This is a genomic window from Pseudomonas sp. lyk4-R2A-10 (assembly GCF_030209075.1).
Classification (GTDB): Bacteria; Pseudomonadota; Gammaproteobacteria; order Pseudomonadales; family Pseudomonadaceae; genus Aquipseudomonas; species Aquipseudomonas glycinae.
The window spans coordinates 24781-49661 of sequence record NZ_JARVSR010000003.1 but is presented as its reverse complement, the minus strand read 5'-3'; the positions used below and the strand labels follow the sequence as shown (position 1 = coordinate 49661).

24 protein-coding genes are annotated in these 24881 nt (G+C 60.3%); 9 read left to right on the top strand and 15 right to left on the bottom strand.

Annotated elements, in window-relative coordinates:
- The first annotated feature begins 5 nt into the window (after nucleotides 1-5).
- From QRN46_RS06210 to QRN46_RS06200, 3 genes are read left to right on the top strand one after another with little or no spacing between them, the layout of a single operon-like run.
- Nucleotides 6-806, top strand: a complete 801-nt coding sequence (locus QRN46_RS06210) for a carbohydrate ABC transporter permease (protein ID WP_011334979.1) — start codon at nucleotides 6-8, stop codon at nucleotides 804-806.
- Between the two features lie 10 nt (nucleotides 807-816).
- Nucleotides 817-1089 (top strand): DUF2160 domain-containing protein, encoded by a 273-nt coding sequence (locus QRN46_RS06205; protein WP_039767461.1) that lies wholly within the window; start codon nucleotides 817-819, stop codon nucleotides 1087-1089.
- 47 nt (nucleotides 1090-1136) lie between these two features.
- Complete coding sequence (locus QRN46_RS06200) at nucleotides 1137-2879, top strand: ABC transporter substrate-binding protein (protein WP_007951484.1); 1743 nt, start codon at nucleotides 1137-1139, stop codon at nucleotides 2877-2879.
- Between the two features lie 43 nt (nucleotides 2880-2922).
- Here the strand turns inward: QRN46_RS06200 and QRN46_RS06195 are convergent, their stop codons facing one another.
- The 6 genes from QRN46_RS06195 to QRN46_RS06170 all read right to left on the bottom strand — a co-directional run bounded on the left by QRN46_RS06195 (nucleotide 2923) and on the right by QRN46_RS06170 (nucleotide 8600).
- Nucleotides 2923-3801 (bottom strand): alpha/beta fold hydrolase, encoded by an 879-nt coding sequence (locus tag QRN46_RS06195; protein WP_285354404.1) that lies wholly within the window; start codon nucleotides 3799-3801, stop codon nucleotides 2923-2925.
- Entirely contained in the window at nucleotides 3798-4748 is a 951-nt protein-coding gene (locus QRN46_RS06190; protein WP_285354403.1) for a class I SAM-dependent methyltransferase, read from the bottom strand. Before QRN46_RS06190 ends, QRN46_RS06195 begins: the two co-directional genes overlap by 4 nt.
- A complete protein-coding gene (locus QRN46_RS06185; RefSeq protein WP_285354401.1) occupies nucleotides 4745-5968 on the bottom strand; it encodes a YcaO-like family protein in 1224 nt (407 codons plus the stop codon). The genes QRN46_RS06190 and QRN46_RS06185 overlap by 4 nt, the downstream gene beginning before the upstream one ends.
- A gap of 49 nt (nucleotides 5969-6017) precedes the next feature.
- The gene (locus QRN46_RS06180; protein ID WP_285354400.1) at nucleotides 6018-6350 is read right to left on the bottom strand and encodes a hypothetical protein; all 333 of its coding nucleotides are present in this window, start codon (nucleotides 6348-6350) and stop codon (nucleotides 6018-6020) included.
- A gap of 169 nt (nucleotides 6351-6519) precedes the next feature.
- Nucleotides 6520-7929, bottom strand: a complete 1410-nt coding sequence (locus QRN46_RS06175) for a heavy metal sensor histidine kinase (RefSeq protein WP_221614384.1) — start codon at nucleotides 7927-7929, stop codon at nucleotides 6520-6522.
- Complete coding sequence (locus QRN46_RS06170; protein WP_007951475.1) at nucleotides 7926-8600, bottom strand: heavy metal response regulator transcription factor; 675 nt, start codon at nucleotides 8598-8600, stop codon at nucleotides 7926-7928. Before QRN46_RS06170 ends, QRN46_RS06175 begins: the two co-directional genes overlap by 4 nt.
- A gap of 409 nt (nucleotides 8601-9009) precedes the next feature.
- On the opposite strand from QRN46_RS06170, the gene QRN46_RS06165 reads away from it, so the two are divergent.
- The 5 genes from QRN46_RS06165 (at nucleotide 9010) to QRN46_RS06145 (ending at nucleotide 15415) form a co-directional block, all read left to right on the top strand.
- Nucleotides 9010-10257: a TolC family protein gene (locus QRN46_RS06165; RefSeq protein WP_221614385.1), complete on the top strand. Its 1248-nt coding sequence runs from the start codon at nucleotides 9010-9012 to the stop codon at nucleotides 10255-10257.
- 49 nt (nucleotides 10258-10306) lie between these two features.
- Nucleotides 10307-11500: an efflux RND transporter periplasmic adaptor subunit gene (locus tag QRN46_RS06160; protein ID WP_221614386.1), complete on the top strand. Its 1194-nt coding sequence runs from the start codon at nucleotides 10307-10309 to the stop codon at nucleotides 11498-11500.
- 15 nt (nucleotides 11501-11515) lie between these two features.
- Nucleotides 11516-14668 (top strand): efflux RND transporter permease subunit, encoded by a 3153-nt coding sequence (locus QRN46_RS06155; protein ID WP_285354399.1) that lies wholly within the window; start codon nucleotides 11516-11518, stop codon nucleotides 14666-14668.
- A gap of 134 nt (nucleotides 14669-14802) precedes the next feature.
- The gene (locus QRN46_RS06150; RefSeq protein ID WP_201820100.1) at nucleotides 14803-15003 is read left to right on the top strand and encodes a co-regulatory protein PtrA N-terminal domain-containing protein; all 201 of its coding nucleotides are present in this window, start codon (nucleotides 14803-14805) and stop codon (nucleotides 15001-15003) included.
- Between the two features lie 79 nt (nucleotides 15004-15082).
- Nucleotides 15083-15415, top strand: coding sequence for a DUF2790 domain-containing protein (locus tag QRN46_RS06145; RefSeq protein WP_285354398.1), 333 nt, complete (start codon nucleotides 15083-15085; stop codon nucleotides 15413-15415).
- Between the two features lie 149 nt (nucleotides 15416-15564).
- Here QRN46_RS06145 and QRN46_RS06140 read toward each other — a convergent pair whose 3' ends face one another.
- The 3 genes from QRN46_RS06140 to QRN46_RS06130 form a co-directional block, all read right to left on the bottom strand.
- Nucleotides 15565-16890 (bottom strand): OprD family porin, encoded by a 1326-nt coding sequence (locus tag QRN46_RS06140; RefSeq protein WP_201820102.1) that lies wholly within the window; start codon nucleotides 16888-16890, stop codon nucleotides 15565-15567.
- A 161-nt stretch (nucleotides 16891-17051) separates the two neighbouring features.
- Complete coding sequence (locus tag QRN46_RS06135) at nucleotides 17052-17366, bottom strand: helix-turn-helix domain-containing protein (RefSeq protein ID WP_007951468.1); 315 nt, start codon at nucleotides 17364-17366, stop codon at nucleotides 17052-17054.
- The gene (locus tag QRN46_RS06130) at nucleotides 17363-17707 is read right to left on the bottom strand and encodes a toxin (RefSeq protein WP_096822369.1); all 345 of its coding nucleotides are present in this window, start codon (nucleotides 17705-17707) and stop codon (nucleotides 17363-17365) included. Before QRN46_RS06130 ends, QRN46_RS06135 begins: the two co-directional genes overlap by 4 nt.
- Before the next feature lie 368 nt (nucleotides 17708-18075).
- On the opposite strand from QRN46_RS06130, the gene QRN46_RS06125 reads away from it, so the two are divergent.
- Nucleotides 18076-18549 (top strand): GNAT family N-acetyltransferase, encoded by a 474-nt coding sequence (locus QRN46_RS06125; protein ID WP_201820103.1) that lies wholly within the window; start codon nucleotides 18076-18078, stop codon nucleotides 18547-18549.
- A gap of 58 nt (nucleotides 18550-18607) precedes the next feature.
- On the opposite strand, the gene nuoN is transcribed toward QRN46_RS06125, so the two are convergent.
- Genes nuoN through nuoI form a run of 6 tightly spaced genes read right to left on the bottom strand, consistent with a single transcriptional unit; the run spans nucleotide 18608 to nucleotide 24871 of the window.
- A complete protein-coding gene (gene nuoN, locus QRN46_RS06120; protein ID WP_011334964.1) occupies nucleotides 18608-20071 on the bottom strand; it encodes an NADH-quinone oxidoreductase subunit NuoN in 1464 nt (487 codons plus the stop codon).
- Nucleotides 20072-20078: 7 nt separating this feature from the next.
- Nucleotides 20079-21611, bottom strand: a complete 1533-nt coding sequence (gene nuoM, locus QRN46_RS06115; RefSeq protein ID WP_011334963.1) for an NADH-quinone oxidoreductase subunit M — start codon at nucleotides 21609-21611, stop codon at nucleotides 20079-20081.
- Nucleotides 21612-21650: 39 nt separating this feature from the next.
- A complete protein-coding gene (nuoL, locus tag QRN46_RS06110) occupies nucleotides 21651-23504 on the bottom strand; it encodes an NADH-quinone oxidoreductase subunit L (RefSeq protein WP_221614391.1) in 1854 nt (617 codons plus the stop codon).
- A complete protein-coding gene (nuoK, locus tag QRN46_RS06105; RefSeq protein WP_003180046.1) occupies nucleotides 23501-23809 on the bottom strand; it encodes an NADH-quinone oxidoreductase subunit NuoK in 309 nt (102 codons plus the stop codon). The genes nuoL and nuoK overlap by 4 nt, the downstream gene beginning before the upstream one ends.
- Before the next feature lie 3 nt (nucleotides 23810-23812).
- Entirely contained in the window at nucleotides 23813-24313 is a 501-nt protein-coding gene (gene nuoJ / locus QRN46_RS06100; protein ID WP_085690004.1) for an NADH-quinone oxidoreductase subunit J, read from the bottom strand.
- Nucleotides 24314-24322: 9 nt separating this feature from the next.
- Nucleotides 24323-24871 carry an NADH-quinone oxidoreductase subunit NuoI gene (gene nuoI / locus QRN46_RS06095; protein WP_011334960.1) on the bottom strand — a complete coding sequence of 183 codons (549 nt, stop codon included), beginning with the start codon at nucleotides 24869-24871 and terminating at the stop codon, nucleotides 24323-24325.
- Nucleotides 24872-24881 lie beyond the last annotated feature (10 nt).

Sequence of the window (24881 nt, the reverse complement as noted above, 5' to 3'; positions counted from 1 at the left end):
CGGCCATGAGCAAAAGAAAGCTGATTCCCCTGCTGCTCTACATTTTTTTCCTGCTGGTGCCGATCTACTGGCTGCTGAACATGTCGTTCAAGAGCAACACCGAAATCCTCGGCGGACTGACCCTTTTCCCACAGGATTTCACGCTGGCGAACTACAAGGTGATCTTCACCGACCCGAGCTGGTACACCGGCTATATCAACTCGCTGTACTACGTCAGTCTGAACACGATCATTTCCCTGACCGTGGCGCTGCCGGCGGCGTATGCGTTTTCCCGTTACCGTTTTCTCGGCGACAAGCACCTGTTCTTCTGGCTGCTGACCAACCGCATGGCGCCACCAGCGGTGTTCCTGCTGCCGTTCTTCCAGCTGTATTCGTCGATCGGCCTGTTCGATACCCATATTGCCGTGGCGCTGGCGCACTGCCTGTTCAACGTGCCGCTGGCGGTGTGGATCCTCGAAGGTTTCATGTCCGGGGTGCCGAAGGAAATCGACGAAACCGCCTACATCGACGGCTACAGCTTTCCCAAGTTCTTCGTGAAGATCTTCATCCCGCTGATCGGCTCCGGCATCGGCGTGACGGCGTTTTTCTGCTTCATGTTTTCCTGGGTCGAACTGCTGCTGGCGCGCACGCTGACTTCGGTGAACGCCAAACCGATCGCGGCGGTGATGACGCGCACGGTGTCGGCATCCGGGATTGACTGGGGCGTACTGGCGGCAGCGGGGGTGTTGACTATTCTCCCCGGCATGCTGGTGATCTGGTTCGTTCGCAACCACGTGGCCAAGGGCTTTGCCCTGGGCCGGGTCTGAGGAACTGATGATGGAATGGATGAGCTGGACCGTCCCGACGGCGGCGTTTTTCATCGTGATCGGGTTGATCCTGGTGGGCATGACCACCTGGGAATTGCGCTCGCCGAGCATCTTGCGGCGAGGGTTTCTGCCGATTGCCACCACCCGTGGCGATCGCTTGTTCATCGGTCTTCTCGGCAGCGCCTACCTGCATCTGCTGGTAATCGGCGTGACCGACTGGAGCATCTGGGTAGCGTCCGCGTTGTCCCTGGTGTGGCTGTTGGCTGTGATGCGTTGGGGCTAGTCGAATCGCTCGGCAATCGTGCTCCGAAAACCTAACAGGAGGTCTCTATGTTCGATAAGAAAAATAAGCTGCGACATAGCATTTCATTGGCAGCCATGCTGGCACTCAGCGGTTTGAGCGCGTCCGCCTGGGCCGACGCCTACGAAGATGCCGCAAAAAAATGGATCGGCAGCGAGTTCAAACCGTCGACCCTGACGGCCGAGCAGCAATTGGAAGAACTGAAGTGGTTCATCAAGGCGGCCGAGCCGTTTCGCGGGATGGACATCAAGGTCGTCTCGGAAACCCTGACCACCCACGAATATGAATCCAAGGTGCTGGCCAAGGCCTTCAGCGAAATCACCGGCATCAAGCTGACCCACGACCTGCTGCAGGAAGGCGACGTCGTGGAAAAAATGCAGACGGTGATGCAGTCGGACAAGAACATCTACGACGGCTGGGTCAATGACTCGGACCTGATCGGTACGCACTTTCGCTACGGCAAGACCGAATCGATCACCGACCTGATGGCCAACGAAGGCAAGAACTTCACCTCGCCGACCCTCGACATCAAGGACTTCATCGGCATCTCCTTCACCACCGCGCCGGACGGCAAGATCTATCAATTGCCCGACCAGCAGTTCGCCAACCTGTACTGGTTCCGCGCCGACTGGTTCGAACGCGCCGACCTGAAAGCCAAGTTCAAGGAAAAGTACGGCTACGAACTGGGCGTACCGGTGAACTGGTCGGCCTATGAAGACATCGCCAAGTTCTTCAGCGAAGACGTCAAGGAGATCGACGGCAAACGCATCTACGGGCACATGGACTACGGCAAGAAAGACCCGTCCCTGGGCTGGCGCTTCACTGATGCCTGGTTCTCCATGGCCGGTGGCGGCGACAAGGGCATTCCCAACGGTTTGCCGGTGGACGAGTGGGGGATTCGCGTCGAGGATTGCCACCCGGTCGGTTCCAGCGTGACCCGCGGCGGCGACACCAACGGCCCGGCGGCGGTGTTCGCCACCACCAAATACGTCGACTGGCTGAAAAAGTACGCGCCACCGGAAGCGGCGGGCATGACCTTCTCCGAGTCCGGCCCGGTGCCGTCCCAGGGCAACATCGCCCAGCAGATCTTCTGGTACACGGCCTTCACCGCCGACATGACCAAACCGGGCCTGCCGGTGGTCAACGCCGACGGCACGCCGAAATGGCGTATGGCGCCGTCGCCGCGAGGACCGTACTGGGAAGAGGGGATGAAACTCGGTTATCAGGACGTGGGCTCGTGGACCTTCATGAAATCCACGCCTGAGAAACAGAAACTCGCGGCCTGGCTGTACGCGCAGTTCGTGACCTCGAAAACCGTGTCGCTGAAGAAAACCATCGTCGGCCTGACGCCGATTCGCGAGTCGGACATCAACTCGCAGGCGATGACCGATCTGGCACCGAAACTCGGTGGTCTGGTCGAGTTCTATCGCAGCCCGGCCCGCGTGCAATGGACGCCGACCGGCACCAACGTGCCGGACTATCCTCGCCTGGCACAACTGTGGTGGAGCCACATCGCCGAGGCCGCCAGCGGCGAGAAGACCCCGCAACAGGCCCTTGACGGTCTGGCCAAGGATCAGGACGCGATCATGACCCGTCTGGAACGCTCCAAGGCCCAAGCGGTGTGCGCCCCGAAAATGAACCCCGAGCGCGACGCGCAATACTGGTTCGACCAGCCGGGCGCACCAAAACCGAAACTGGCCAACGAGAAGCCGAAAGGCGAAACCGTGAGCTACAACGAACTGCTCAAGTCGTGGGAGGCGGCACGCAAGTAAGGGTTTTTGAGGAATGGGACGGCACCTTCGGGTGCCGTTTTTCTTAGCCCTCGATTTCACGTTTCACCGCCCGACGCACTGCTTTGAGGATCGCATTTTCAAAGGCGTTGTGCCCGGCATGCAGCAGTCGGCAGTGGATGTTCATGCGTTGCCTGAGCCAGCGCACGCTGGCCATGCCATGGGTGTCGCGGATGCCCTGGATCAGCAGGGTGTTGTCGTCGAGGGTCAGGTATTCGTCCTTTGGGGTGAAGCAATAGTTCTGCAGGTGGTAATGCAGTTCCAGACGGATCGCAAGCACGGCTTCCTGATCGACGAAACGCTCCAGGGTGTCGGGGCAAATCGTCTGCCCTGAGCGACGTAGAACAGCGTTCAACCATTCGATGGCGGCGCGGTGCTGCTGCGATGGACAGCCTTCGCCGAGGATCCGGTAGATGTCGCTGGCCCGTTGGCCGGGCGACATTTGAGGCGATTGCGCCAACCCGTCATTGAGCGCCTGATCGTAGGCCCGGACATTGGCGGCAAACGGCACGAATAACGAAACCAGTGTGCTTTTCAGCAGGTGCTGCGGATATCGCTGCTGGTACTGGATCGCCAGCCAACTGCCCCATGACACGCCCAGCACGCTGATTTTTTCGAAGCCGAAATGCTGGCGCAGGGCATCGATGTCTTCGACACACAGCCCGGTAGTGTTGTCCCGCAGCTCGCCGTAAGGCGTCGAGCGCCCGCAACCCCGTTGGTCGAACAGGATGATGTCGAACCGGCCCTGGTCGAAGAACTGCAAATGGTGGCGGCTGAAACGTCCGCCGGGGCCGCCATGGAGGAAAAACACCGGTTCGTGTCCCGGAACACCATGCCGTTCCCAATAGAGTTGATGGCCGTCGCCGGTCGGGTAATAACCTCGGCTGTGCAGGGAAAAACTCATGGCGCCGAAACCGTCAGACGATAGAACTGGAACAGCTCGACCTGCCCCGACCGTGCCGCGACACTGGATTCAAGTTTCAGGTGGTGGATGGAGGCAAGCCAGGTGACCGGAATCAGTACCGGGGTGTGACCGAAGACGAGGATCGTGCCGCCGGGCTTGACGCAGCGGATCAGCGACTCGAATGCGGTTTGGGCCTCACGACGGGTCAAGACTTCGGCGTTGAGGAAACGCAGGATCAAGACATCGCAGCGAATCCCGGCATCGAAAGCTTCACTCGCCTCCAGCACATCGAACTCGACGGATGTCCCGCTGTGACATTGCCTGGCGTGTTCGATCATCGAGGCCGAACGGTCACTGCCCAGGCACAGACAGTCTGGCAGGGCGCGGGCGAGGTGGGCGATGAACGCGCCGGTCGAACAGGCCGGGTCGTAAATCAGTGCGCCTTTTCCAGTGATGGCCTGGAGCAGCCCGGCGCAGTATTCGCGCAAGTGCTGCTCGTCAGTGTTCAGCTGTTCGGCCAGTGATGCGTTGCATTGCCAGAAATCTGCCGGGCAGACCGCTTCCCGACCTGTCTCATCCAGCAGCGGAAAGGGAAACAGGATCTCACTGTCAGCCTGATGCAAGGCGTGCTCGAAGGCCTGCGTCTTCTCTGCGGGGGAAGCGGTCCGATAGCCGATCGACAACCCGTCATCTCCCCACAATGAATGGAGATGCGGGCCAAACAGCATGCCGGGTTTGAGTGCGCTGCCGGCCTGCCACCGAAAATGCCGGTCACGTTGCAGGAGCTTGCGGCCGACCCAGAGCTCATCGTTCACCCGCAGGAAAAAAATGTAATGCAGTCCGCTGCCTCGTGGTTCGAGGTAGTGACCAACAGCGCCGTTCTCGTTGAGGTAAAGGCGCATGGATCGGGCCAGTGTCAGCTCCCGGTTGCGATCGGGTCGGTTCATGAGGCGGGCCTCTCCAGCGTAAGGCCCCGGGCTTGCGGGACGACGACGTTACCGCTGCAGACCACGAAGAAGCGTTCCAGTCCGGGGATCACCACGTTGAGCAGGGTGGTGCCGAGCTCGGTTCGCTGCAGGACGGCGGCACCGAGCGTACGGCCATGAATCCGCAGGTCTTGAGTCAGCAAGTGCAGTTGACTGTCCACCGACAGGTCTTTAGCGGAATCCGGCAGTTTCACCTCGTGTTGAACGCAGCGATGCAGCAGCGTTTGCGGCTCGAACTGCGCACAGCGCAGCAGGCGCGGGAAGGGTTGCAGGTTGCGCAGCGCATTGGCCAGTGTCTGGCGGTATTCAGGTTCGGCGGCACTCAGTTGCAACTGCACCAGTTCAGTAAGCGCCCGCCACGCAGCATGGCGCGGGTCGAGAGAGCTGCCGCTGCCGAATACCTGTGGATGAGGGCTTGGCTTCGTAGTGAAGGCCAGAAAGGTCCGCGTCTTGAACTCGGTGCTGATATCCACCAGCACGATTTCGCCGTCGATTTCCTGTTCGGCATCGGCCCATAGACGACCGAGTTCGTCGCTTTCAGTGAGACGTGCCACCCGGCGCAGTGGCGGATGGTTCTGGTAATAGAAATGATCGAGCAGAAACAACGACACGGCGTCGCGCTCGATGCACTCGTTGGCGGCGTGCAGCAGCGCTTCGTTGTAAGTGGCGCCAATCGCGGTGCCGCTGTTGCTGGCGTAGCGCTGTACGGCGCGGCAGTCCGCCATGCCCGGTGACGAGGGCAAACGTGAGCCGTTCGGCGAGGTCAGCGCAATCGGATAGAAAAACCGGTCATGCCACGGCGGACAGACATAGGTTCGGCAGGTGATGCGCACGTTTTGCTGGCTGGTGAGCCTGTGCAGAAGCGAGTCATCGGCAAACATCGGCGTGTCTTTGAAATAGCGTTCAGTCTCTTCGTGAACATCGCAGGTGCAGAGCTTATCCGTCCAATAGTGCTCGAGCGCTTCATAAAGCGCGCCCAGGTGCGCCTGATCTGCATAGCCCTTGCCGGAGCCGCAGGCATGGCGGTTATCGCTGCCCTGAAGACTCGCCTGGACGGCAACGACTTTGCTGCCGAAGGTGCGGGTGTGTGGCGTGAGGCCCAGGCATGAAAGTTCGACATGAATACGCCGTTCTGCCTGATCGGCTGTGAGCTCACGCTCGGCCAACGTTGTCTTGTGCATGATTTCCTTCCTGGAAAACCCGCGAGGGCGCAAGCCCCCGCGGGTTCTGTCACTCGGCGTTGAGTTCCGCTCGTTCTTCCTCGGTCAGTTGCAGCGCTTCGATCTGCTCTGCCGAGGGCGCTTCCTGCTCTTCCAGTTCATCAATAGGGTTTGCGTTCCAGCTGCCCATGTAGCCCATGATGTTGCTCCTTGGTTGTTGTTTGGGAGTGCTGTTGCAAGCACGGGCCGAATCTAAAAGGGCGGTGACGGCGGGGTCAAAAATGTCCGGACGTTTCCAGTCGCGGGTTTCAGCGGTATCGAAATACGTACTGATAAAGCGTGAATTGACGCCGCGAGGACGTGTTTCTGAGGGGGCAGCACTGCGTTGCAACGGGCGAGCCACGCGAAAGGAATCAGCGGTTTGAGGCGTTCTGTCTTTTGCCGCTGTCAGACATTTCAGCGCAGGGACGACGCAAATTCGTGATGAAGGATTTACGGGGATGTATGCAGCACTTGTGCGGTGATTTTTCCCATGAGGTTTGAGAAAACACCGCACAAATCGGCTTGAAGGTTTAGTGCCGTTCCGGGTGCGTCACGGGAAACACCAGGCTGAATATTGTCATCGCTCCCGGTCGGCTTTGAACCTGCGCAGAGCCCTGATGCAGGGTCATGATCGAGTGCACGATGGCCAGTCCCAGACCGGTACTGCCCTGTGACCGGGTGCGGCTGCTGTCGATCCGGTAAAAACGGTCGAACAGATACGGCAGGTGCTGCGCTTCGATGCCCGCACCCGGATTGCTCACCCGCAATGACACCTCGTTCGGCGCCTGTTCGATGAACAGCGAAACGGTCTTGCCGGACGGGCAGTGGCGCAGGGCATTGGACAGCAGATTGGAAATCGCTCGCTGAATCATCAGCCGGTCCCCCGACACCTGCGCGCTGCCGATGACCTTCAGATCGATCTGTTTGTCCTGTGCCGTCAGGGAAAACAGATCCACCACCCTGGACGCCTCTTCTTCCAGCGCAATCGGCTCGAACGAGGCGTGCGCCGCAGGCTGGCTGGCCTGGGCCAGGAACAGCATGTCCGAGACAATCCGCGCGACCCGTTCCAGCTCTTCGGTGCAGGACACCAGAACGTTGGTGTATTCCTCGACCGAGCGCTCGCGCGACAGCGTCACCTGAGCCTTGCCCATCAGGTTGTTGATCGGCGTGCGCAGCTCGTGGGCCAGGTCATCGGAGAATTGCGACAACTGCTGCACGCCGCTGTCCAGGCGATCAAGCATCACGTTGATGCCCTGCGCCAGTTCGCTGAGTTCCTGGGGCATGTTCAGCACCGACAGGCGATGATCGAGATCCTGCGTCGTCACTCGCGCTGCCACTTTGCGAAATTCCCGCAACGGTGCCAACCCTCGCTGCACGGCGCCCCAAGCGGTCAGGCCGATGAATACCAGCAGCAACGGCAAAGCCATCAACGTCGAGCGCAAATAAGCACTGAGCAAGGCCTGATCGTGGGCGTTATCCATCGACAGCAGGACTGGTACGCTGCTGCCGTCCTTGAGGCGAATCAGCTTGGAGACGGTGAGAAACTTCGCACCTTCGGCATCGGCGCTGTCGGTGTGGGTCAACTGATCGGTTGTCGCCCGTACCGCCTTCAGTTCAACGCGCGGATCGGTCAGACCCGAACCGGACTTGAGCAGCGGGGTGCGCAGATTGTTCAGGTCATAAATAGTCAGGGTCAGGTTGTCGTGCCCCATGACCTGATCGAGCAGAATGTGCGGCTTGGCACTGATCTCTCCGGTGTCGAAGTACAGCGTCAGGCTGTGCTCGACTTGTTCCAGCTTCTTTTCCAGGCTGTCCCGGGATAGCGCGTTCAGCTCGTGGGTCAGGGCGAAATACGCGAGGATCGCCAGGAACACCACCAGCAATGCGCCCAGAATGCTGACCGTCAGACCCAGCCGCAGCGACAGGCTGGCCGGCTTCATTCCCGCGCCTCCAGCACATAGCCGACGCCGCGCAAGGTGTGGATCAGTTTGCTGTCGAACGGGTCGTCGATCTTCGCCCGCAAGCGGCGGATCGAGACTTCGACCACGTTGGTGTCGCAGTCGAAATTCATGTCCCACACCAGCGAGATGATCTGGGTGCGGGTCAGCACTTCGCCGGACTGGCGCATCAGCAGGTGCAGCAGGGCGAATTCCTTGGTGGTCAGGTCGATGCGCTGGGTGCCACGAAACGCCCGGTGACGGCCCGGATCGAGTTCCAGATCGGCAACCTTGAGCACCTGCGGCACCGGGATGTTCTCGCTGCGCCGCATCAACGTGCGCACCCTGGCCAGCAGCTCCGGGAACTCGAACGGCTTGACCAGATAATCATCGGCGCCCAGATCCAGACCCCGGATCTTGTCCGCCAGCCGCCCGCGTGCGGTGAGCATCATCACCCGGGTGGAGTGAGTGCGACGCAGTTGTTCCAGCACGCTCCAGCCGTCGAGTTCCGGCAGGTTCACATCGAGGATGATCAGGTCATAAACCTGTTGTTGCGCCAGGTGCAAACCATCCGCGCCATTGACCGCGTGATCAACGATATAACCACTTTCGGTCAGGCCCTGATGCAAGTATTCGGCAGCTTTAAGCTCGTCCTCGACGACAAGGATTCGCATGATGTTTCACCACTTTTAATGAATGGGTATTTAACTAAGTGAGTCTGGAAGTTGCAGTTTTTTGTAGGGACTTCCTGACGGACTTCGTAACTGAGTGGCGTGCACGGTAAAGGCTGTAGTGGCTACAGAGTCAACGTCTGAGCCCTTTAAATCGGCCATCCGCGACAGCCTTTCGCAGCGAAATGGTCGGTTTTTGATGACTTCCATTTCGGCAAGTGCTGTTCGGCGGATAACTAACGCACATTTGTTTCTATCTATTGCAACAAACTCATTCGAACTTCGAATCCTAGAGCAAAACAACTTCGATAAACCGTGGATAACGGATTTGTAATGTTCACGTCACCTTGTCGATAAGTTCAAAACCCTACCGTGGCGCCATCAACGATTCTTGATTGAAGGAAGCCTTCCATTGCCCGGTTTAATTGAACTGACGGCGCGATCACGCCTGAAAAAAACCGCCAGCGGCCTGTTGTTGCTGGCTTGTACCAGCCTTGCCAGCGCATCGACTTTGACGCTGGATCAGGCGTTGCAAACCGCCTTCGCCAGCAACCCGGAGCTGGCCGCCGCGCAGTGGGAAATCGGCATTGCCGAAGGTGACCGCAAGCAGGCCGGGCTGATCCCCAACCCCGAGGTGTCGTGGGAGGCCGAAGACACCCGGCGTGAATCGCGCACCACCACGGTGATGCTCAGCCAGCCGATCGAGCTGGGCGGCAAGCGCGGCGCGCGGATTGATGTGGCGAGTCGTGCCCAGGACGCCGCCGGCATCGAGCTGGAGCGCAAGCGCAACGTCCTGCGCGCCGACGTGCTTCAAGCGTTCAACGGTGCGCAAACCGCGCAGCAACGTTTGCAACTGGCCCGGCAGTCGCTGCAACTCGCCGAGCACGGTGTGCGTGTGGCGCAGGGGCGGATCGAGGCGGGCAAGTCGTCGCCGGTGGAAGGCACGCGGGCGCAAGTGCAGCTTTCGGAAGTGCGCCTGGAATTGAGCCGCGCCGAGCGTGATCAGGCCAATGCGTACCAGCAATTGGCACAGGTCATGGGCGCACCGTTGCCGACGTCGACCACGGTGCAGACCGCGACTCAAAGTCTGCCCAGCGTACCGCCGCCCACCCGTTTGCTTGAGCGTCTGAACGAGACCGCGGAGCTGCGGCTGGCCAGGTTGCAGATCGACCAGCGTGAAGCGTCGCTGGGGCTGGAAAAGTCCCAGCGGATTCCCGATCTCACCGTCAGCATCGGCAGCCAGTACAGCGAAACCGAGCGCGAGCGGGTCAACGTGGTCGGGCTGTCGATGCCGATTCCGCTGTTCAACCGCAATCAGGGCAACGTGCTGGCGGCGGCGCGGCGTACCGATCAGGCGCGGGACCTGCGCAACGCCACCGAACTGCGCTTGCGCACGGAAATCCAGACCACGCTGGCGCAATGGCAGACCGCCAACGGCGAAATCCAGGCATTCGACCGGACCATCCTGCCCGCCGCGCAAAGTGCGGTCGACAGCGCCACTCGCGGTTTCGAAATGGGCAAGTTCGGCTTCCTCGACGTGCTCGACGCCCAGCGCACATTGATCGCCGCTCGCAGCCAATACATCCAGGCGGTGAGCGAGGCGACCGACGCCCGGGTCCGCATCGAACGCATCTTCGGCGACCTCAGCGCCAACCCTTGAATTTCAACGTTCTGATGACTGCGCGATGGTTTGGCGCAGAGGAGTTTCCATGGATAAAAAACTGATCGTGGTCGCTGCGGCGACCTTGGCGCTGGGCATTGGCATCGGCTCGATGTGGAGCGGCAATGCGTCTGTCGATGCGCATGCCGATGAAGCGGCGGAGCACGCCGACCATGCCGAAGAAGGCGCCGCCGCTGACGGCGGGCACGACGAAGAAGGGCACATCGAACTGACGGCCGAGCAGATCGCGGCGGCGGGGATTCAACTGGCCGCCGCCCAGGCGCAGAACTTCAGCCTCGGTCTGTCGTTCCCCGGCGAAGTGCGCTTCGACGAAGACCGCACCGCGCATGTGGTGCCGCGTGTGCCGGGCGTGGTCGAGTCGGTGTCGGTCAACCTCGGACAGTCGGTGAAGAAAGGCCAGTTGCTGGCCGTGATCGCCAGTCAGCAGATCTCCGATCAGCGCAGCGAGCAGGCGGCCGCGCAACGCCGTCTGGCCCTGGCCCGCACGACGTTCGAGCGCGAGAGGAAACTGTGGCAGGACAAGATCTCCGCCGAGCAGGATTTCCTCCAGGCACGTCAGGCCCTGGAAGAAGCCGAGATTGCGGTGAGCAACGCCCGGCAAAAGATCAGCGTGCTCAGTGGCAGCGTGGTTGCCACCGGAGGAAATCGCTATGAACTGCGCGCGCCGTTCGACGGTGTGGTGGTGGAAAAGCACCTGACGCCGGGGGAGGTGGTCGACGAAACCACGGCAGCGTTCACGCTCTCGGATTTGTCGCGGGTGTGGGTCACGTTCGGCGTTTCGCCCAAGGACCTGAACAAGGTGCAAGTGGGCAAACCCGTCACCGTCAGCGCGGCGGAATTGAACGCCGAAGTCAGCGGCACCGTGACCTACGTCGGCAGCCTGCTCGGCGAACAGACCCGCACCGCGACCGTGCGCGTCACCCTGGAAAACCCGCAAGGCTCCTGGCGCCCGGGCCTGTTTGTCACGGCGCTGGTCGCTACCGACAGTCGCCAGGCCAAAGTCGCCGTACCGGAAACCGCAATCCAGACCGTCGAGGACAAGCCCACGGTGTTTGTGCGCACCGACGACGGCTTCAAGGCGCAAGCCGTGGAGCTGGGCAGTCGCGCGGCAGGCCAGGTGGAAGTCATCGCCGGACTGGAACCGGGCGTGCAAGTCGCCAGTGCCGGCAGCTTCGTCCTCAAATCGGAGCTGGGCAAAGCCTCGGCCGAGCACAGTCATTAATCGCGGAAGACTCCCATGTTCGAACGCCTCATCCAGTTTGCCATCGAGCAGCGCATCATCGTGCTGCTCGCCGTTCTGCTCATGGCCGGCCTCGGCATCGCCAGTTATCAGAAACTGCCGATCGACGCCGTGCCCGATATCACCAACGTCCAGGTGCAGATCAACACCGGCGCGGCCGGGTTCTCGCCGCTGGAAACCGAGCAGCGCATCACCTTTCCGATTGAGACCGCGATGGCCGGCCTGCCCGCGCTGGAGCAAACCCGCTCGCTGTCGCGCTCGGGCTTGTCCCAGGTCACGGTAATCTTCAAGGACGGCACCGATCTGTTCTTCGCCCGGCAATTGGTCAACGAGCGGTTGCAGTCGGCCAAGGAGCAGTTGCCCGAAGGTGTGGAAGCGGTGATGGGGCCGATTTCCACCGGACTCGGCGAGATCTTTTTGTGGACGGTCGAGACCAAGGACGGCGCGCTGAAAGATGACGGCACGCCCTACACGCCGACCGACTTGCGGGTGATCCAGGACTGGATCATCAAGCCGCAACTGCGCAACGTTCCCGGCGTGGCCGAGATCAACACCATCGGCGGTTTTGCCAAGGAATATCAGATCGCGCCCGATCCGAAAAAACTCGCGGCCTACAAACTGACCCTCACCGATCTGGTGACGGCGCTGGAGCGCAACAACGCCAACGTCGGCGCCGGGTACATCGAGCGCAGCGGCGAGCAATTGTTGATTCGCGCACCGGGCCAGGTGGCGAGCACCGAGGACATCGCCAACATCGTCATGGCCAATGTCGACGGCACGCCGATCCGGATCAAGAACGTCGCCACCGTGGACATCGGCCGCGAACTGCGCAGCGGCGCCGCCACGGAAAATGGCCGGGAAGTGGTGCTCGGCACGGTGTTCATGTTGATCGGTGAAAACAGTCGCACGGTTTCCCAGGCCGTCGCCGCCAAGCTCGAACAGATCAACAAGTCGTTGCCCACCGGCGTGATCGCGGTGCCGGTGTACGACCGCACGCATCTGGTCGACAAGGCCATCGCCACGGTGAAGAAGAACCTCGTCGAAGGCGCGATTCTGGTGATCGCTATCCTGTTTCTGTTCCTCGGCAATATCCGCGCTGCGCTGATCACGGCGATGGTGATTCCGCTGTCGATGCTGTTCACCTTCACCGGCATGTTCAGCAACAAGGTCAGCGCCAACCTGATGAGCCTCGGCGCGCTGGACTTCGGCATCATCGTCGACGGCGCGGTGGTGATCGTCGAAAACACCCTGCGCCGGCTGGCCCATGCGCAGCAGCATCACGGGCGACTGCTGACGCGATCCGAGCGTTTTCATGAAGTGTTTGCGGCGGCGAAAGAGGCGCGGCGACCGCTGATTTTCGGCCAATTGATCATCATGGTCGTGTACCTGCCAATCTTCGCCCTGAGCGGCGTCGAAGGGAAAATGTTCCACCCGATGGCGTTTACCGTAGTCATCGCGTTGCTTGGCGCCATGCTCTTGTCCGTGACCTTTGTGCCGGCGGCGATTGCGCTGTTCGTGACCGGCAAGGTCAAGGAAGAAGAGGGCGTGGTGATGCGCGGTGCCCGTCGCGTTTATGCGCCGGCGCTGGACTGGGTCATGTCCCATCGGACGATGGCGGTCGGCGCAGCGTTGGGTGTGATTGTGCTCAGTGGCGTGGTCACCAGCCGCATGGGCAGCGAGTTTGTGCCGAGTCTCAGCGAAGGCGATTTTGCCTTGCAGGCGTTGCGCGTGCCGGGCACCAGCCTGACGCAATCGGTGGACATGCAGCAGCGGCTGGAAACGTTGATCCTCAATAAAGTGCCGGAAGTCGAGCGCGTGTTCGCCCGCACCGGTACTGCGGAAATCGCCTCTGACCCGATGCCGCCGAACATCTCTGACAGCTACGTGATGCTCAAGCCCAAAGAGCAATGGCCGGACCCGGACAAGTCCCGCGAAACCCTGATGGCCGAACTGCAGCAGGCCGCGGCAACGTTGCCGGGCAGCAACTATGAACTGTCGCAGCCGATCCAGTTGCGCTTCAACGAACTGATTTCCGGCGTGCGTAGCGACGTGGCGGTCAAGGTGTTCGGTGATGACATGGACGTGCTCAACGCCACGGCGGCGAAGATTGCCGCCGCGATGCAGAAGGTCAACGGCGCGTCCGAGGTCAAGGTCGAGCAAACCACCGGTCTGCCGGTGCTGACCATCAACATTGATCGCGACAAGGCCGCGCGTTACGGGCTCAACGTTGGCGATGTGCAGGACACCATCGCGGTGGCCGTCGGCGGGCAGAAGGCCGGGACGCTGTACGAAGGTGATCGTCGATTCGACATGGTGGTGCGCTTGTCCGACGCCATGCGCAAGGACATCGACGGGTTGTCGGCACTGTTGATTCCGGTGCCGGCGGCAGGTGGCGATGCTTCCAGTCAGATCGGCTTCATTGCGCTGAAGGACGTTGCCAGCCTCGATCTGGTGCTGGGGCCGAATCAGGTCAGCCGCGAGAACGGCAAGCGCCTGGTGATCGTCAGCGCCAACGTGCGCGGGCGTGACATCGGTTCTTTTGTCGCCGAGGCGGGCGCAGCGATCGAGCGTGATGTGCAGGTGCCGGCGGGTTACTGGACGACCTGGGGCGGCCAGTTCGAGCAACTGCAATCGGCGGCCAAGCGCTTGCAGATCGTGGTGCCGGTGGCGTTGCTGCTGGTGTTCGGGTTGCTGTTCATGATGTTCAACAACCTCAAGGACGGCTTGCTGGTGTTCACCGGGATTCCGTTTGCGCTGACCGGCGGGGTCATGGCGTTGTGGCTGCGGGACATTCCCCTGTCGATCTCGGCGGGTGTCGGTTTTATCGCGCTGTCCGGTGTGGCGGTGCTCAACGGGTTGGTGATGATCGCGTTTATCCGCAACTTGCGGGAGGAAGGGCGCTCGCTGTCCGAAGCGATTCACGAAGGTGCGCTGACGCGATTGCGCCCGGTGTTGATGACGGCGCTGGTGGCGTCCCTGGGCTTCATTCCGATGGCGCTTGCGACCGGCACCGGGGCCGAGGTGCAGCGCCCGCTGGCGACGGTGGTGATTGGCGGGATCCTGTCCTCGACCATTCTCACGTTGCTGATTCTGCCGGCGTTGTATCAGCTGGCGCATCGTCGGGACGAGGAATCGCCCGCTGCTGTTTAGTCACTTCGGGGTTCAAAAACAGGCCCGCCATTGCGGGCCTTTCTACATAACGGATATGTAATTTCGGCGCCACCGTCACGAAAGGTTCTGATTGTTACCTTGATCCCGTCAGTGACTTGAATGAGGAATCAACGATGAAACTTGCACAGATTGGCGCGTTTGCCGTGGCTCTGATGATGTCTTCCCTGGTGTTGGCCGAAGGTGGCGGCGACCGCACTTTCGACCGAATGATGGCCGCCAATGACCGCTCGATGGAGATTTTTGCTGCGAAGGAAAAGGCCCGTGATCCGGTCGTCGTGAATGACAAGAAGGACGACAAGACCCAAGACCTGTAAGCGTGCTGCCAGTGAATGAGCCCGTCATCGCGCATCGATGGTGGGCTTTTTTATGAGTCGTGTTTTGAAGGAGCTGGATATGAAATTTCTTAAGCTGTTGGCGTTCACCGCTGTCATGGCAATGTCCTTGAATGCGCTGGCCGAAGGCGGTGGCGACAGAACGTTCGACCGGGCGCTCAGCGCCAACACCAAAGCCATGGAACAGTACGCGGCCAGTCAGGGCAAAGCGGCGCCGGTGGTCAAGGAATACGAGTATGGAATGAAGCTGGATGTGAAGAAGGTGGTGAGCGTTGTCCGGCCAAAGAATGAATGCGCGGTCGTGCCGGCTGCGATGACTTACGAGGACTCCAAGGGGCAGCTCAATACGGTCACTTACAACGTGATGGGGAATTGTCGTCAGCAGGGTGGCTGACGCTAATCCCGGCTGAAACGCCCGGTTCATGTGCAGTGAGTCGGGCTTTTTTTCATCCATAAAAAAGGCGCCCCGAAGGACGCCAAAGATTCACCTCTTACCAAAGGAGCAAGGAGCTTCTAAAGGTGAATGGGCATTGCTCGTGAAACTCAGAGAATCGCCAGCGGGTATTCAACGATCACCCGCACTTCATCCAGATCCGATTCGAACGCGGTGGCGCGGGTAGTGGCCTGGCGCAGACGCAGCGACAGATCCTTCATCGAACCGCTTTGCACCACGTATTTCACTTCGATATCACGCTCCCAACGCTTCTGGTCAGTCAGCGGATTGCCCTCGGCATCGCGGCGCATGTACACGGCGTTGGCGTTGGAGTAATCGGCGTCGGTGCCGCGTGCGTAACGGGTCATGAACGACAGACCGGGCATGCCGTAGGCGGTCATGTCGAGGTCGTAGCGCACCATCCACGAACGCTCTTTCGGCGAGTTGAAGTCGCTGTACTGAATCGAGTTGTCGAGGAAGATCGAGTCGGACTGACGCAGGTAATCGAAGTCGTCGTTGCCGTTGTTGCGCTGGTGGGAAATGGCGACGGAGTGGGCGCCGAGTTTCACGCCGACGCGGCCGCTCCAGATGTTGTTGTCGAACTCGCCGAGCAATTGTTTGCCTTCGTCGATCGCCTTGTAGTAGTTCAGGCCGCCGAACAGCGACAGGTCATCCGACAGCGGATACGTCCAGGCGGTGCCGGCGTAGTACTGGTTCCAGGCGTCTTTCAGGCGACTGGAATACAGGCTGAAACTGAGGTTTTTGTTCAGCGCGTAATCGCCGCCGCCGTAAGCGATCCACGGCGAGTTGACCGGGCCGGCATAGAAGGTCGCGAAGTTCTCGCGCAGGTCGCTGGACACCGGTTGACTCATCGCATGCAACCGGCCGCCCTGAATCGACAGACCTTCAATGCTGGTGTTGGTCGCCGTCACACCGCGAAAGCTTTCCGGCAGCAATCGCGAATCGCCTGCCGCGACCACCGGGTTGGCCGGGAACACATCACCGACTTTCACCACCGTATCGAAGGCCCGCAGTTTGGCGGCGCCACCGACCTTGGTGTATTCGTCCCGTGCTTCACCGTCGCTGTTGACCGGCAACACATCGAACGAACTGCGGCCACCGTTGCGGCCGTCGCCGGTGTCGAGCTTCAGACCGATCATCGCAAACGCGTCCACCCCGACCCCGACGGTGCCCTGGGTGAAACCGGATTCGAACTTGCCGATGATGCCGTGGGCCCAGGCTTCGGAATAACCATTGCCCGTGGGGCTGGACTGGCCGTTGCGGTGGTCACGGTTGAAGTAAAGGTTACGGTTGAGCACCGTCAGACTGCTGCCTTCGATAAACCCTTCGGGTTTTTCTTCTGCAAACACCGTGGACGGCCCGGCGCCGACAACCACTGCCAGAGCAGCCATCGACATTTTTGTGTTGTTAACCATCAATCACTCCTTGGGTTCGGCAGAACGGGAACGAGCTTCGGCGTGGGTTTTATTGTTCGAACGGGCAAGGGCCCGCCGGGAGAGTCGCCGGGTGACATCGTTGCAGGCTGCGGATAACGCGGAGGTGATTGGGGAATTACAATTTTGTTAGATCCCGGAAGTCAGGTCAGAGCCGCAAGGTGGTCGATCGTTTGTGGAAAACGCTCGACTAGTCGAATGAGTGTCGTCGCTTGGGCATTTGGCGTTGCTCGACCTTGTTCCCAGTTTTCGAGGGTTCGAGTGTTGGTTCGCAGGTACATGGCGAAAACTGACCGGGAGAGGTTGAGTTGCTGGCGGATCGCAACAACTTCCTCGGCAGTGATCGGCAATAGTTTGGGTAACTGGACTTTGTGGGTGCGAAGGGTGACCTTGCCTTGGCGCTCGTCGGCCAAAGCCTCAAGGCCCTCCATCAGTTCGGAAAAAATGTCACGTTTCATATTTGGGTTCTCGTGTTGATTTCTGTATCCAGCGCCTGTTTGAAGACTCTTTTCTGAGAAGGCAACAGATCGTCTTGCTCGTTTTTGCTGTACACGGTGAATAGCCAGAACTGGTCGAAACCAGACCACCAGTAATAAATCACTCGTAATCCGCTGCGCTTGCCCTTACCGCGTCGTTGGTCGCAGAAGCGAATTTTGCGCAGCCCGCCCGTGCCTTCGATGAGGTCGCCTGCTTCAGGATTTTTCAGCAGCTCCAACTGAAAGCTGCGAAACAGGTCATCATCCAGGTAATCGTCCCGGTGCTTCTGGAACGCGGGTAATTCGATAAAAAGAGCATCCATTTTCTGTACGTTACCTGCGTATAGTTTTGTCCCGATGATCGAATTGGTCAAGGCCTCCAGGCCATCCTTTTCGCCCCCTTTTCAACGGTAGTCACCAATAGTAAAAACACCTGTAGGACGAGTCGGCCACTGTGGTGGGAGCGCTCGACTGTTTAGGGAAGAGCCTTGCGATTGACTCGTCGGAACAATCCGCAGCACTATCCAGCCATGACTGCCCAACACCGAATGATCATGATGTGCTCCTCTATGACCGCTTCCGGCGGGCCATAAGGTCATGCATGTCTGGTCAATGACGTGTTACCCAAAGCCCCGCCAGAAATGGACGGGGCTTTTTCATGCCCGTCCGCACATGGCTCAAGGAGAGAGAAATGTTCGAAATGAAAAGAGCCGACCCGGACGATGCCGGGATAGCGTTCGAGATTCGGCGACTGGCTATCCGGCATCAATGCATCGGTGCCTACAGTGAGCAGCAAATGCTCGACTGGACAATGGGCTCGGCGGCAGACGGTTATGACACGCTCATGCAAAAGCATTTCTATCTGGGTTGCGTTGAGGGTGAACCCGTGGCAACCGGCATGCTCGATCTGGAGCACCGTGAAATCGGTGCAATCTTCATCCATCCGGATTTCATGCAGCGTGGGCTTGGTAAACGCGTGCTGCACTTTCTGGAAGCGCTGGCACAGGATCTGGGGCTGGCAGAGGTTTGTCTGGATGCGACGTTGAATGCCGCTGATTTTTATCGGCGCTGCGGTTACGTCGGGGAGGAGAGGGCGATCTATCAATCGCCTTCAGGTCTGCAACTGGTTTGCGTGCCGATGGTGAAAAAACTCAAGACGGTCTAGACGCAAAAACGGCACCCGAAGGTGCCGTTTCTGTTTCTAGCCAACTATCGCTGAGCGATCAGCCCGCCAGGCCCGATTGCTGAACCAGGGTCAGCAGCGGTTGCGGGTAGACGCCGAGGAAGAACGCAACCACAGCGATCGCCAGCAGCATCACGCCGCCTGCTTTCTGTTCCCAGTGCAGTTGGGCGTCGTGGCGGCGCAGGTTTGGTTCGATCAGGTACAGGGTGACCATCACGCGCAGGTAGTAGAAGACGCCGATGGCGCTGCCCAGAACCAGGGAACCGACCAGCCACCATTGGTGCGACTCGACACCGGTAGCGATGATGTAGAACTTGCCGATGAAGCCTGCAGTCAGCGGGATACCGGCCAGGGACAGCATCATCACGGTCAGGACGGCGGTCAGGTACGGACGGCGCCAGAACAGGCCGCGGTATTCGTACAGCGCGTCTGCGTCACGGCCGTTGTACGGCGAGGACATCAGGGTGATCACACCGAAGGCGCCGAGGCTGGTGATCACGTAGGTGACCAGGTACACGCCGATGGCCTCCACCGCCAGGCCCTTGCTCGCCACCAGCGCGATCAGCAGGTAGCCGAAGTGCGCGATGGAGGAGTAACCGAGCAGACGCTTGAGGTTGCTCTGGGTCAGGGCCAGCAGGTTACCGAACAGGATCGAAGCGATGGCGATGATGGTCAGCACGTTGCTCAGTACGCCACTGCTTGCGGCAGGGGAGATCTGGAACAGGCGAACCATGACCGCGAACACAGCCACTTTCGAAGCGGTCGCGAGGAACGCGGCCACCGGTGCCGGAGCACCTTCGTACACGTCCGGCGTCCACAGGTGGAACGGTACCAGCGACAGCTTGAACGCCAGACCGATCAGCATCATGCCCAGGCCCAGTTGTGCCAGCGAGCTTGGCAGACCGGTCGCGGCCAGGGCCTGACCGATACCGACGAAGCTCAGCGAACCCGAGTCGGCGTACAGCAGCGCCATACCGAACAGCAGGAACGCGGAACCGGCGGCCGACAGCACCATGTACTTGATGCCGGCTTCCAGCGAACGCTTGTTGAAGAAGGCGTAGGCCACCAGACCGTAGACCGGCACCGACAGCAGCTCCAGACCGATGAACAAGCCGGCCAGGTGCTGCGCGCTGACCAGAACCAGGCCACCGGCGGCGGCCATCAGGATCAGCAGGTACAGTTCTTCACGGTTGCCCGGGTAACCCGAACCGCCATCGCCGAGGTAGGCGTGGGCAAGGGTGACACAGGCGAGGGTGGCGACCAGGATGAGCGCCATGTACAGGCAGGCAAAGGTGTCGATCTGCAGCAACGGGGTCACGGCCAGAGGCGCGACTTTCAGGGCCGGCAGGATCGACAGCAAGGCCAGGTTCAGACCTGCCACCGAAATCAGGAAGGTCTGCGAGTGGTTGCGGCGCCAGGCGATTGCCAGCATCACCACGATAATGGTGAGGCTGGTGATCAACAGTGGCGCAAGCGCAATAAAGTGTTGAATCGTGAATTCCATAGCGCTCTTACCGGGCCGAAGCGAGTTGAGTGAAGGCGGTGCCGAGCCACTGCTGCACGCCATGCATCGTGGCGGCAGAAGTGTCGAGGAACGGTTGCGGGTAGACGCCGAGGTAAATCAGCAGTACCGCAAGGCCCAGCACCATGATCAGTTCGCGACCGTCCATGCCGTGCAGGATCGAATCCGATTTGGACGGACCGAAGTAAGCGCGGTGGATCATGATCAGCGAGTAGACCGAACCGAACACCAGACCGGAGGTGGCAATCGCGGTGATCCATGGAGCACTGGCGAACGTACCGATCAGGATCAGGAATTCACCGACGAAGTTACCGGTACCCGGCAGACCCAGAGAAGCGGCTGCGAAGAACAGGCTGATCGCCGGCAGGTAAGCGATGCGCGACCACAGACCGCCCATCTCACGCATGTCACGAGTGTGCAGGCGCTCGTACAGCTGACCGCTGAGGATAAACAGTGCTGCGGCCGACAGACCGTGCGCCAGCATCTGGATCACGGCACCTTGCAGGGCCAGTTGGCTGCCGGAGTAGATGCCGATCAGTACGAAGCCCATGTGGGAAACGGACGAGAAGGCGATCAGACGCTTGATGTCGGTTTGCGCGAAAGCGAGGAACGCACCGTAGAAGATCCCGATCAGACCGAGGGTCATGGCGATCGGCGCGAACTCGGCCGAGGCGTTCGGGAACAGCGGCAGGGCGAAACGCAGCAGACCGTAGGCCGCGGTTTTCAGCAAGATACCGGCGAGGTCGACGGAACCTGCAGTCGGCGCCTGGGCGTGAGCGTCAGGCAGCCAGGAGTGGAACGGAACTACGGGCAGCTTGACCGCGAAGGCGATGAAGAAGCCGAGCATCAGGATGTACTCGGTGGTCATCGACATCTTGGTCTTCAACAGATCGGCGTAGTTGAAGGTGATCACGCCGGTGCTGTTGTAGTTGACCAGGACCAGACCGAGGATCGCCACCAGCATGATCAGGCCGGAAGCCTGAGTGAAGATGAAGAACTTGGTCGCCGCGTAGATCCGGGTTTTCTTGCCGTCCGAAGAACTGTGACCCCAGAGCGCGATGAGGAAGTACATCGGCACCAGCATCATTTCCCAGAAGAAGAAGAACATGAACAGGTCGAGGGCGAGGAACACGCCGACAACGCCGCCCAGGATCCACATCAGGTTCAGGTGGAAGAAGCCGACGTGACGCTGGATCTCTTTCCACGAGCAGAGTACCGACAGGATACCCAGCAGACCGGTCAGCAGGATCATCAGCAACGACAGGCCGTCGAGGGCCAGGTGCACGTTGATGCCGAAGCGCTGGATCCAGACGTGCTTGAACTCAAGCGCCCAGGTCGGATCGGCGCCAGGCGCCGGTGCAAATGAATAGTCACCGTGGGCCCACAGCCAGAGGCCGAGGGCGAGTTCCAGGGTCATGGTCAACAGCGCAATCCAGCGGGGGAGGGTGGCGCCGAAGCGCTCACCCAGCCAGCACAGCAGGCCGCCGATGAAGGGGATCAGGATTAGCCAAGGCAGAATCATGACGGGCTCGTTTCCTTTCGCAAATTCGCAAGGTTCATATCAGACCGCTACCAGCACGACAGCGCCGATGACCAACACGGCACCAGCAGCCATCGAAGCAGCGTACCAACGCAGTTGACCGGTTTCGGTACGGCTCAGGGCGGTGTGACCCCCCTTGGCCATGCGCGGGATCAGACCGATGGTCTGGTCGAGCGGGTCTTTGCGCAGCATGTGGCTGATCGCAAGGTACGGCTTGACGAACAGTTTGTCGTAGATCCAGTCGAAGCCCCAGGCAGCGAACCACCAGGCCGAAAGGAGACGGCCGATGCCGCTGTTGGCGATCGCGGTCACAAAGCGACGCTTGCCGAGGAACAGCAGGGCCGCCAGCAGGATACCGGCCAGGGCGATGGCGCCCGAGGCGATTTCCAGACTGTGCTTGGCTTCGCCACCGGCATGGCCAACGCTCTCGGGCAGTACGCCGTGCAGCGGTGGAACGATCATGGCGCCGACGAAGGTCGACAGCACGATCAGCACCGACAGCGGCAGCCAGTGAGCGATGCCGTGACCGGCGTGGGCTTCGGTCTTGGCTTCACCGTGGAACGCGATGAAGATCAGGCGGAAGGTGTACAGCGAGGTCATGAATGCGCCGACCAGACCTGCGTAAAGCAGACCGTGGTTGCCGCTGGCGAACGCTTCCCAGAGGATTTCGTCCTTGGAGTAGAAACCGGCGGTCACCAGCGGCAGGGCGGCCAGAGCGGCACCACCGACGATGAAGCTGGCGTAGGCCAGTGGCAGTTTCTTCCACAGGCCGCCCATCTTGAAGATGTTCTGCTCGTGGTGGCAGGCAACGATCACCGCACCGGAAGCAAGGAACAGCAGGGCCTTGAAGAAGGCGTGGGTCATCAGGTGGAAGATCGCGCCTTCCCAGGCGCCAACGCCCAGCGCCAGGAACATGTAGCCGATCTGGCTCATGGTCGAGTAGGCGAGGATACGTTTGATGTCGGTTTGCACCAGTGCGGCGAAACCGGCCAGTACCAGGGTCACACCGCCGACGATGCCGACCAGGTGCAGAATGTCCGGCGCCAGGGCGAACAGACCGTGGGTACGGGCGATCAGGTAGACACCGGCAGTCACCATGGTTGCGGCGTGGATCAGTGCCGAAACCGGGGTAGGACCGGCCATCGCGTCCGCAAGCCAGGTTTGCAGCGGCAGTTGCGCCGATTTACCGACCGCACCACCCAGCAGCATCAGGGTTGCCAGCACGATCCAGAAATCGCCGACCTTGAAGTGCTCAGGCGCCTTCACCAGCAGTTCCTGGACGTTCAGCGTGCCCAGTTGCTGGAACAGGATGAACAGGCCGATTGCCATGAACACGTCGCCGATACGGGTGACGATGAAGGCTTTCAGTGCGGCGTTACCGTTGTTGCGGTTGCTGTAGTAGAAACCGATCAACAGGTACGAGCACAGGCCCACGCCTTCCCAACCGAAGTAGATGAACAGCAGGTTATCGCCGAGGATCAGGAACAGCATGCTGGCGATGAACAGGTTGGTGTACGAGAAGAAGCGCGAGTAACCGGCTTCGCCACGCATGTACCACGATGCAAACAGGTGGATCAGGAAGCCGACACCGACGACCACACCGAGCATGGTCACGGACAGACCATCCAGGTACAGCGCGAAGTTAGGCTGGAAACCTTCCACCGACATCCAGCGCCACAGCACCTGGGTGTAGACGCCACCTTCCGGTGGCGCGACGTTGAACTGCCAGATCACGTAGGCCGCGACGATGGCAGACAGGCCGATGGAGCCGACACCGATCAGCGCCGACAGGTTTTCCGAGAAGCGGCCGCGCGAGAACGACAGCAACAGGAACCCGATCAGAGGGAATACGAAAGTCAGAAAGAGTAGGTTCATCCGCGCATCTCACTGGCAGCGTCGATATCGAGCGTGTGGAAGCGGCGATACAGTTGCAGCAGGATCGCCAGGCCAATACTGGCTTCGGCGGCTGCAAGGCTGATCACCAGGATGAACATGATCTGTCCATCCGGTTGCGCCCAGCGGGCGCCCGCAACGATGAAGGCCAGTGCAGAGGCGTTCATCATCACTTCCAGACTCATCAACACGAACAAAATGTTGCGGCGGACCATCAGGCCGACCAGACCAAGGCAGAACAGGATGCCGGCAACCGCCAGACCATGTTCGAGAGGGATAGCAGGCATGTCTTACTCCTTCGCCTCGTTACGGCCCAAATGGAACGCCGTGACGGCTGCAGCGAGCAGCAGCATCGAGGCGAGTTCGACCACCAGCAGGTACGGACCGAACAGGCTGATGCCCACGGCTTTCGCGTCCACGGTGGTTTGACCGATGGCCTGACCGCTCTGGTGAGCGAACAGCACATACAGCAGTTCGGCCAGCAGCAGGGCGGCGAGAATCACCGGCCCCGCCCAGATGCCGGGCTTGAGCCAGGTGCGTTCCTGCTGAACCGAGGCAGGCCCCAGGTTCAGCATCATCACCACGAACACGAACAGCACCATGATGGCGCCGGCGTAGGCGATCACTTCCAGCACGCCGGCGAACGGTGCGCCGAGTGCGAAGAAGGTCATGGCCACGGAGATCAGCGAAATGATCAGGTAGAGCAGGGCGTGCACAGGATTGGTGTTGGTGACCACACGCAGTGTGGACACAACAGCGATACCCGATGCGAAATAGAAAGCGAATTCCATCGTTCTTCCTTAAGGCAGCAAGCTCTTCACGTTGATCGGCTCGGCTTCGTTTTGTGCGGCGCCTTTCGGCTTGCCCGCAACGGCCATACCTGCAACACGATAGAAGTTGTAATCAGGGTTTTTGCCGGGGCCGGAGATCAGCAGATCTTCTTTCTCGTACACCAGGTCCTGACGTTTGAACTCGGCCATCTCGAAATCCGGGGTCAGCTGGATCGCGGTGGTCGGGCAGGCTTCCTCGCAGAGACCGCAGAAAATGCAGCGCGAGAAGTTGATACGGAAGAAGTCCGGGTACCAGCGACCGTCTTCGGTTTCAGCTTTCTGCAGCGAGATGCAACCCACCGGGCATGCCACGGCGCACAGGTTGCAGGCTACGCAGCGTTCTTCGCCATCGGGGTCGCGGGTCAGGACGATGCGGCCACGGTAGCGTGGCGGCAGGTAGACCTGCTCTTCCGGGTATTGCAGGGTGTCGCGCTTGCGAAAGCCATGGCCGAAGACCATGACCAGGCTGCGCAACTGGGTACCGGTACCCTTAACGATGTCGCCAATATATTTGAACATGGGTCAAATC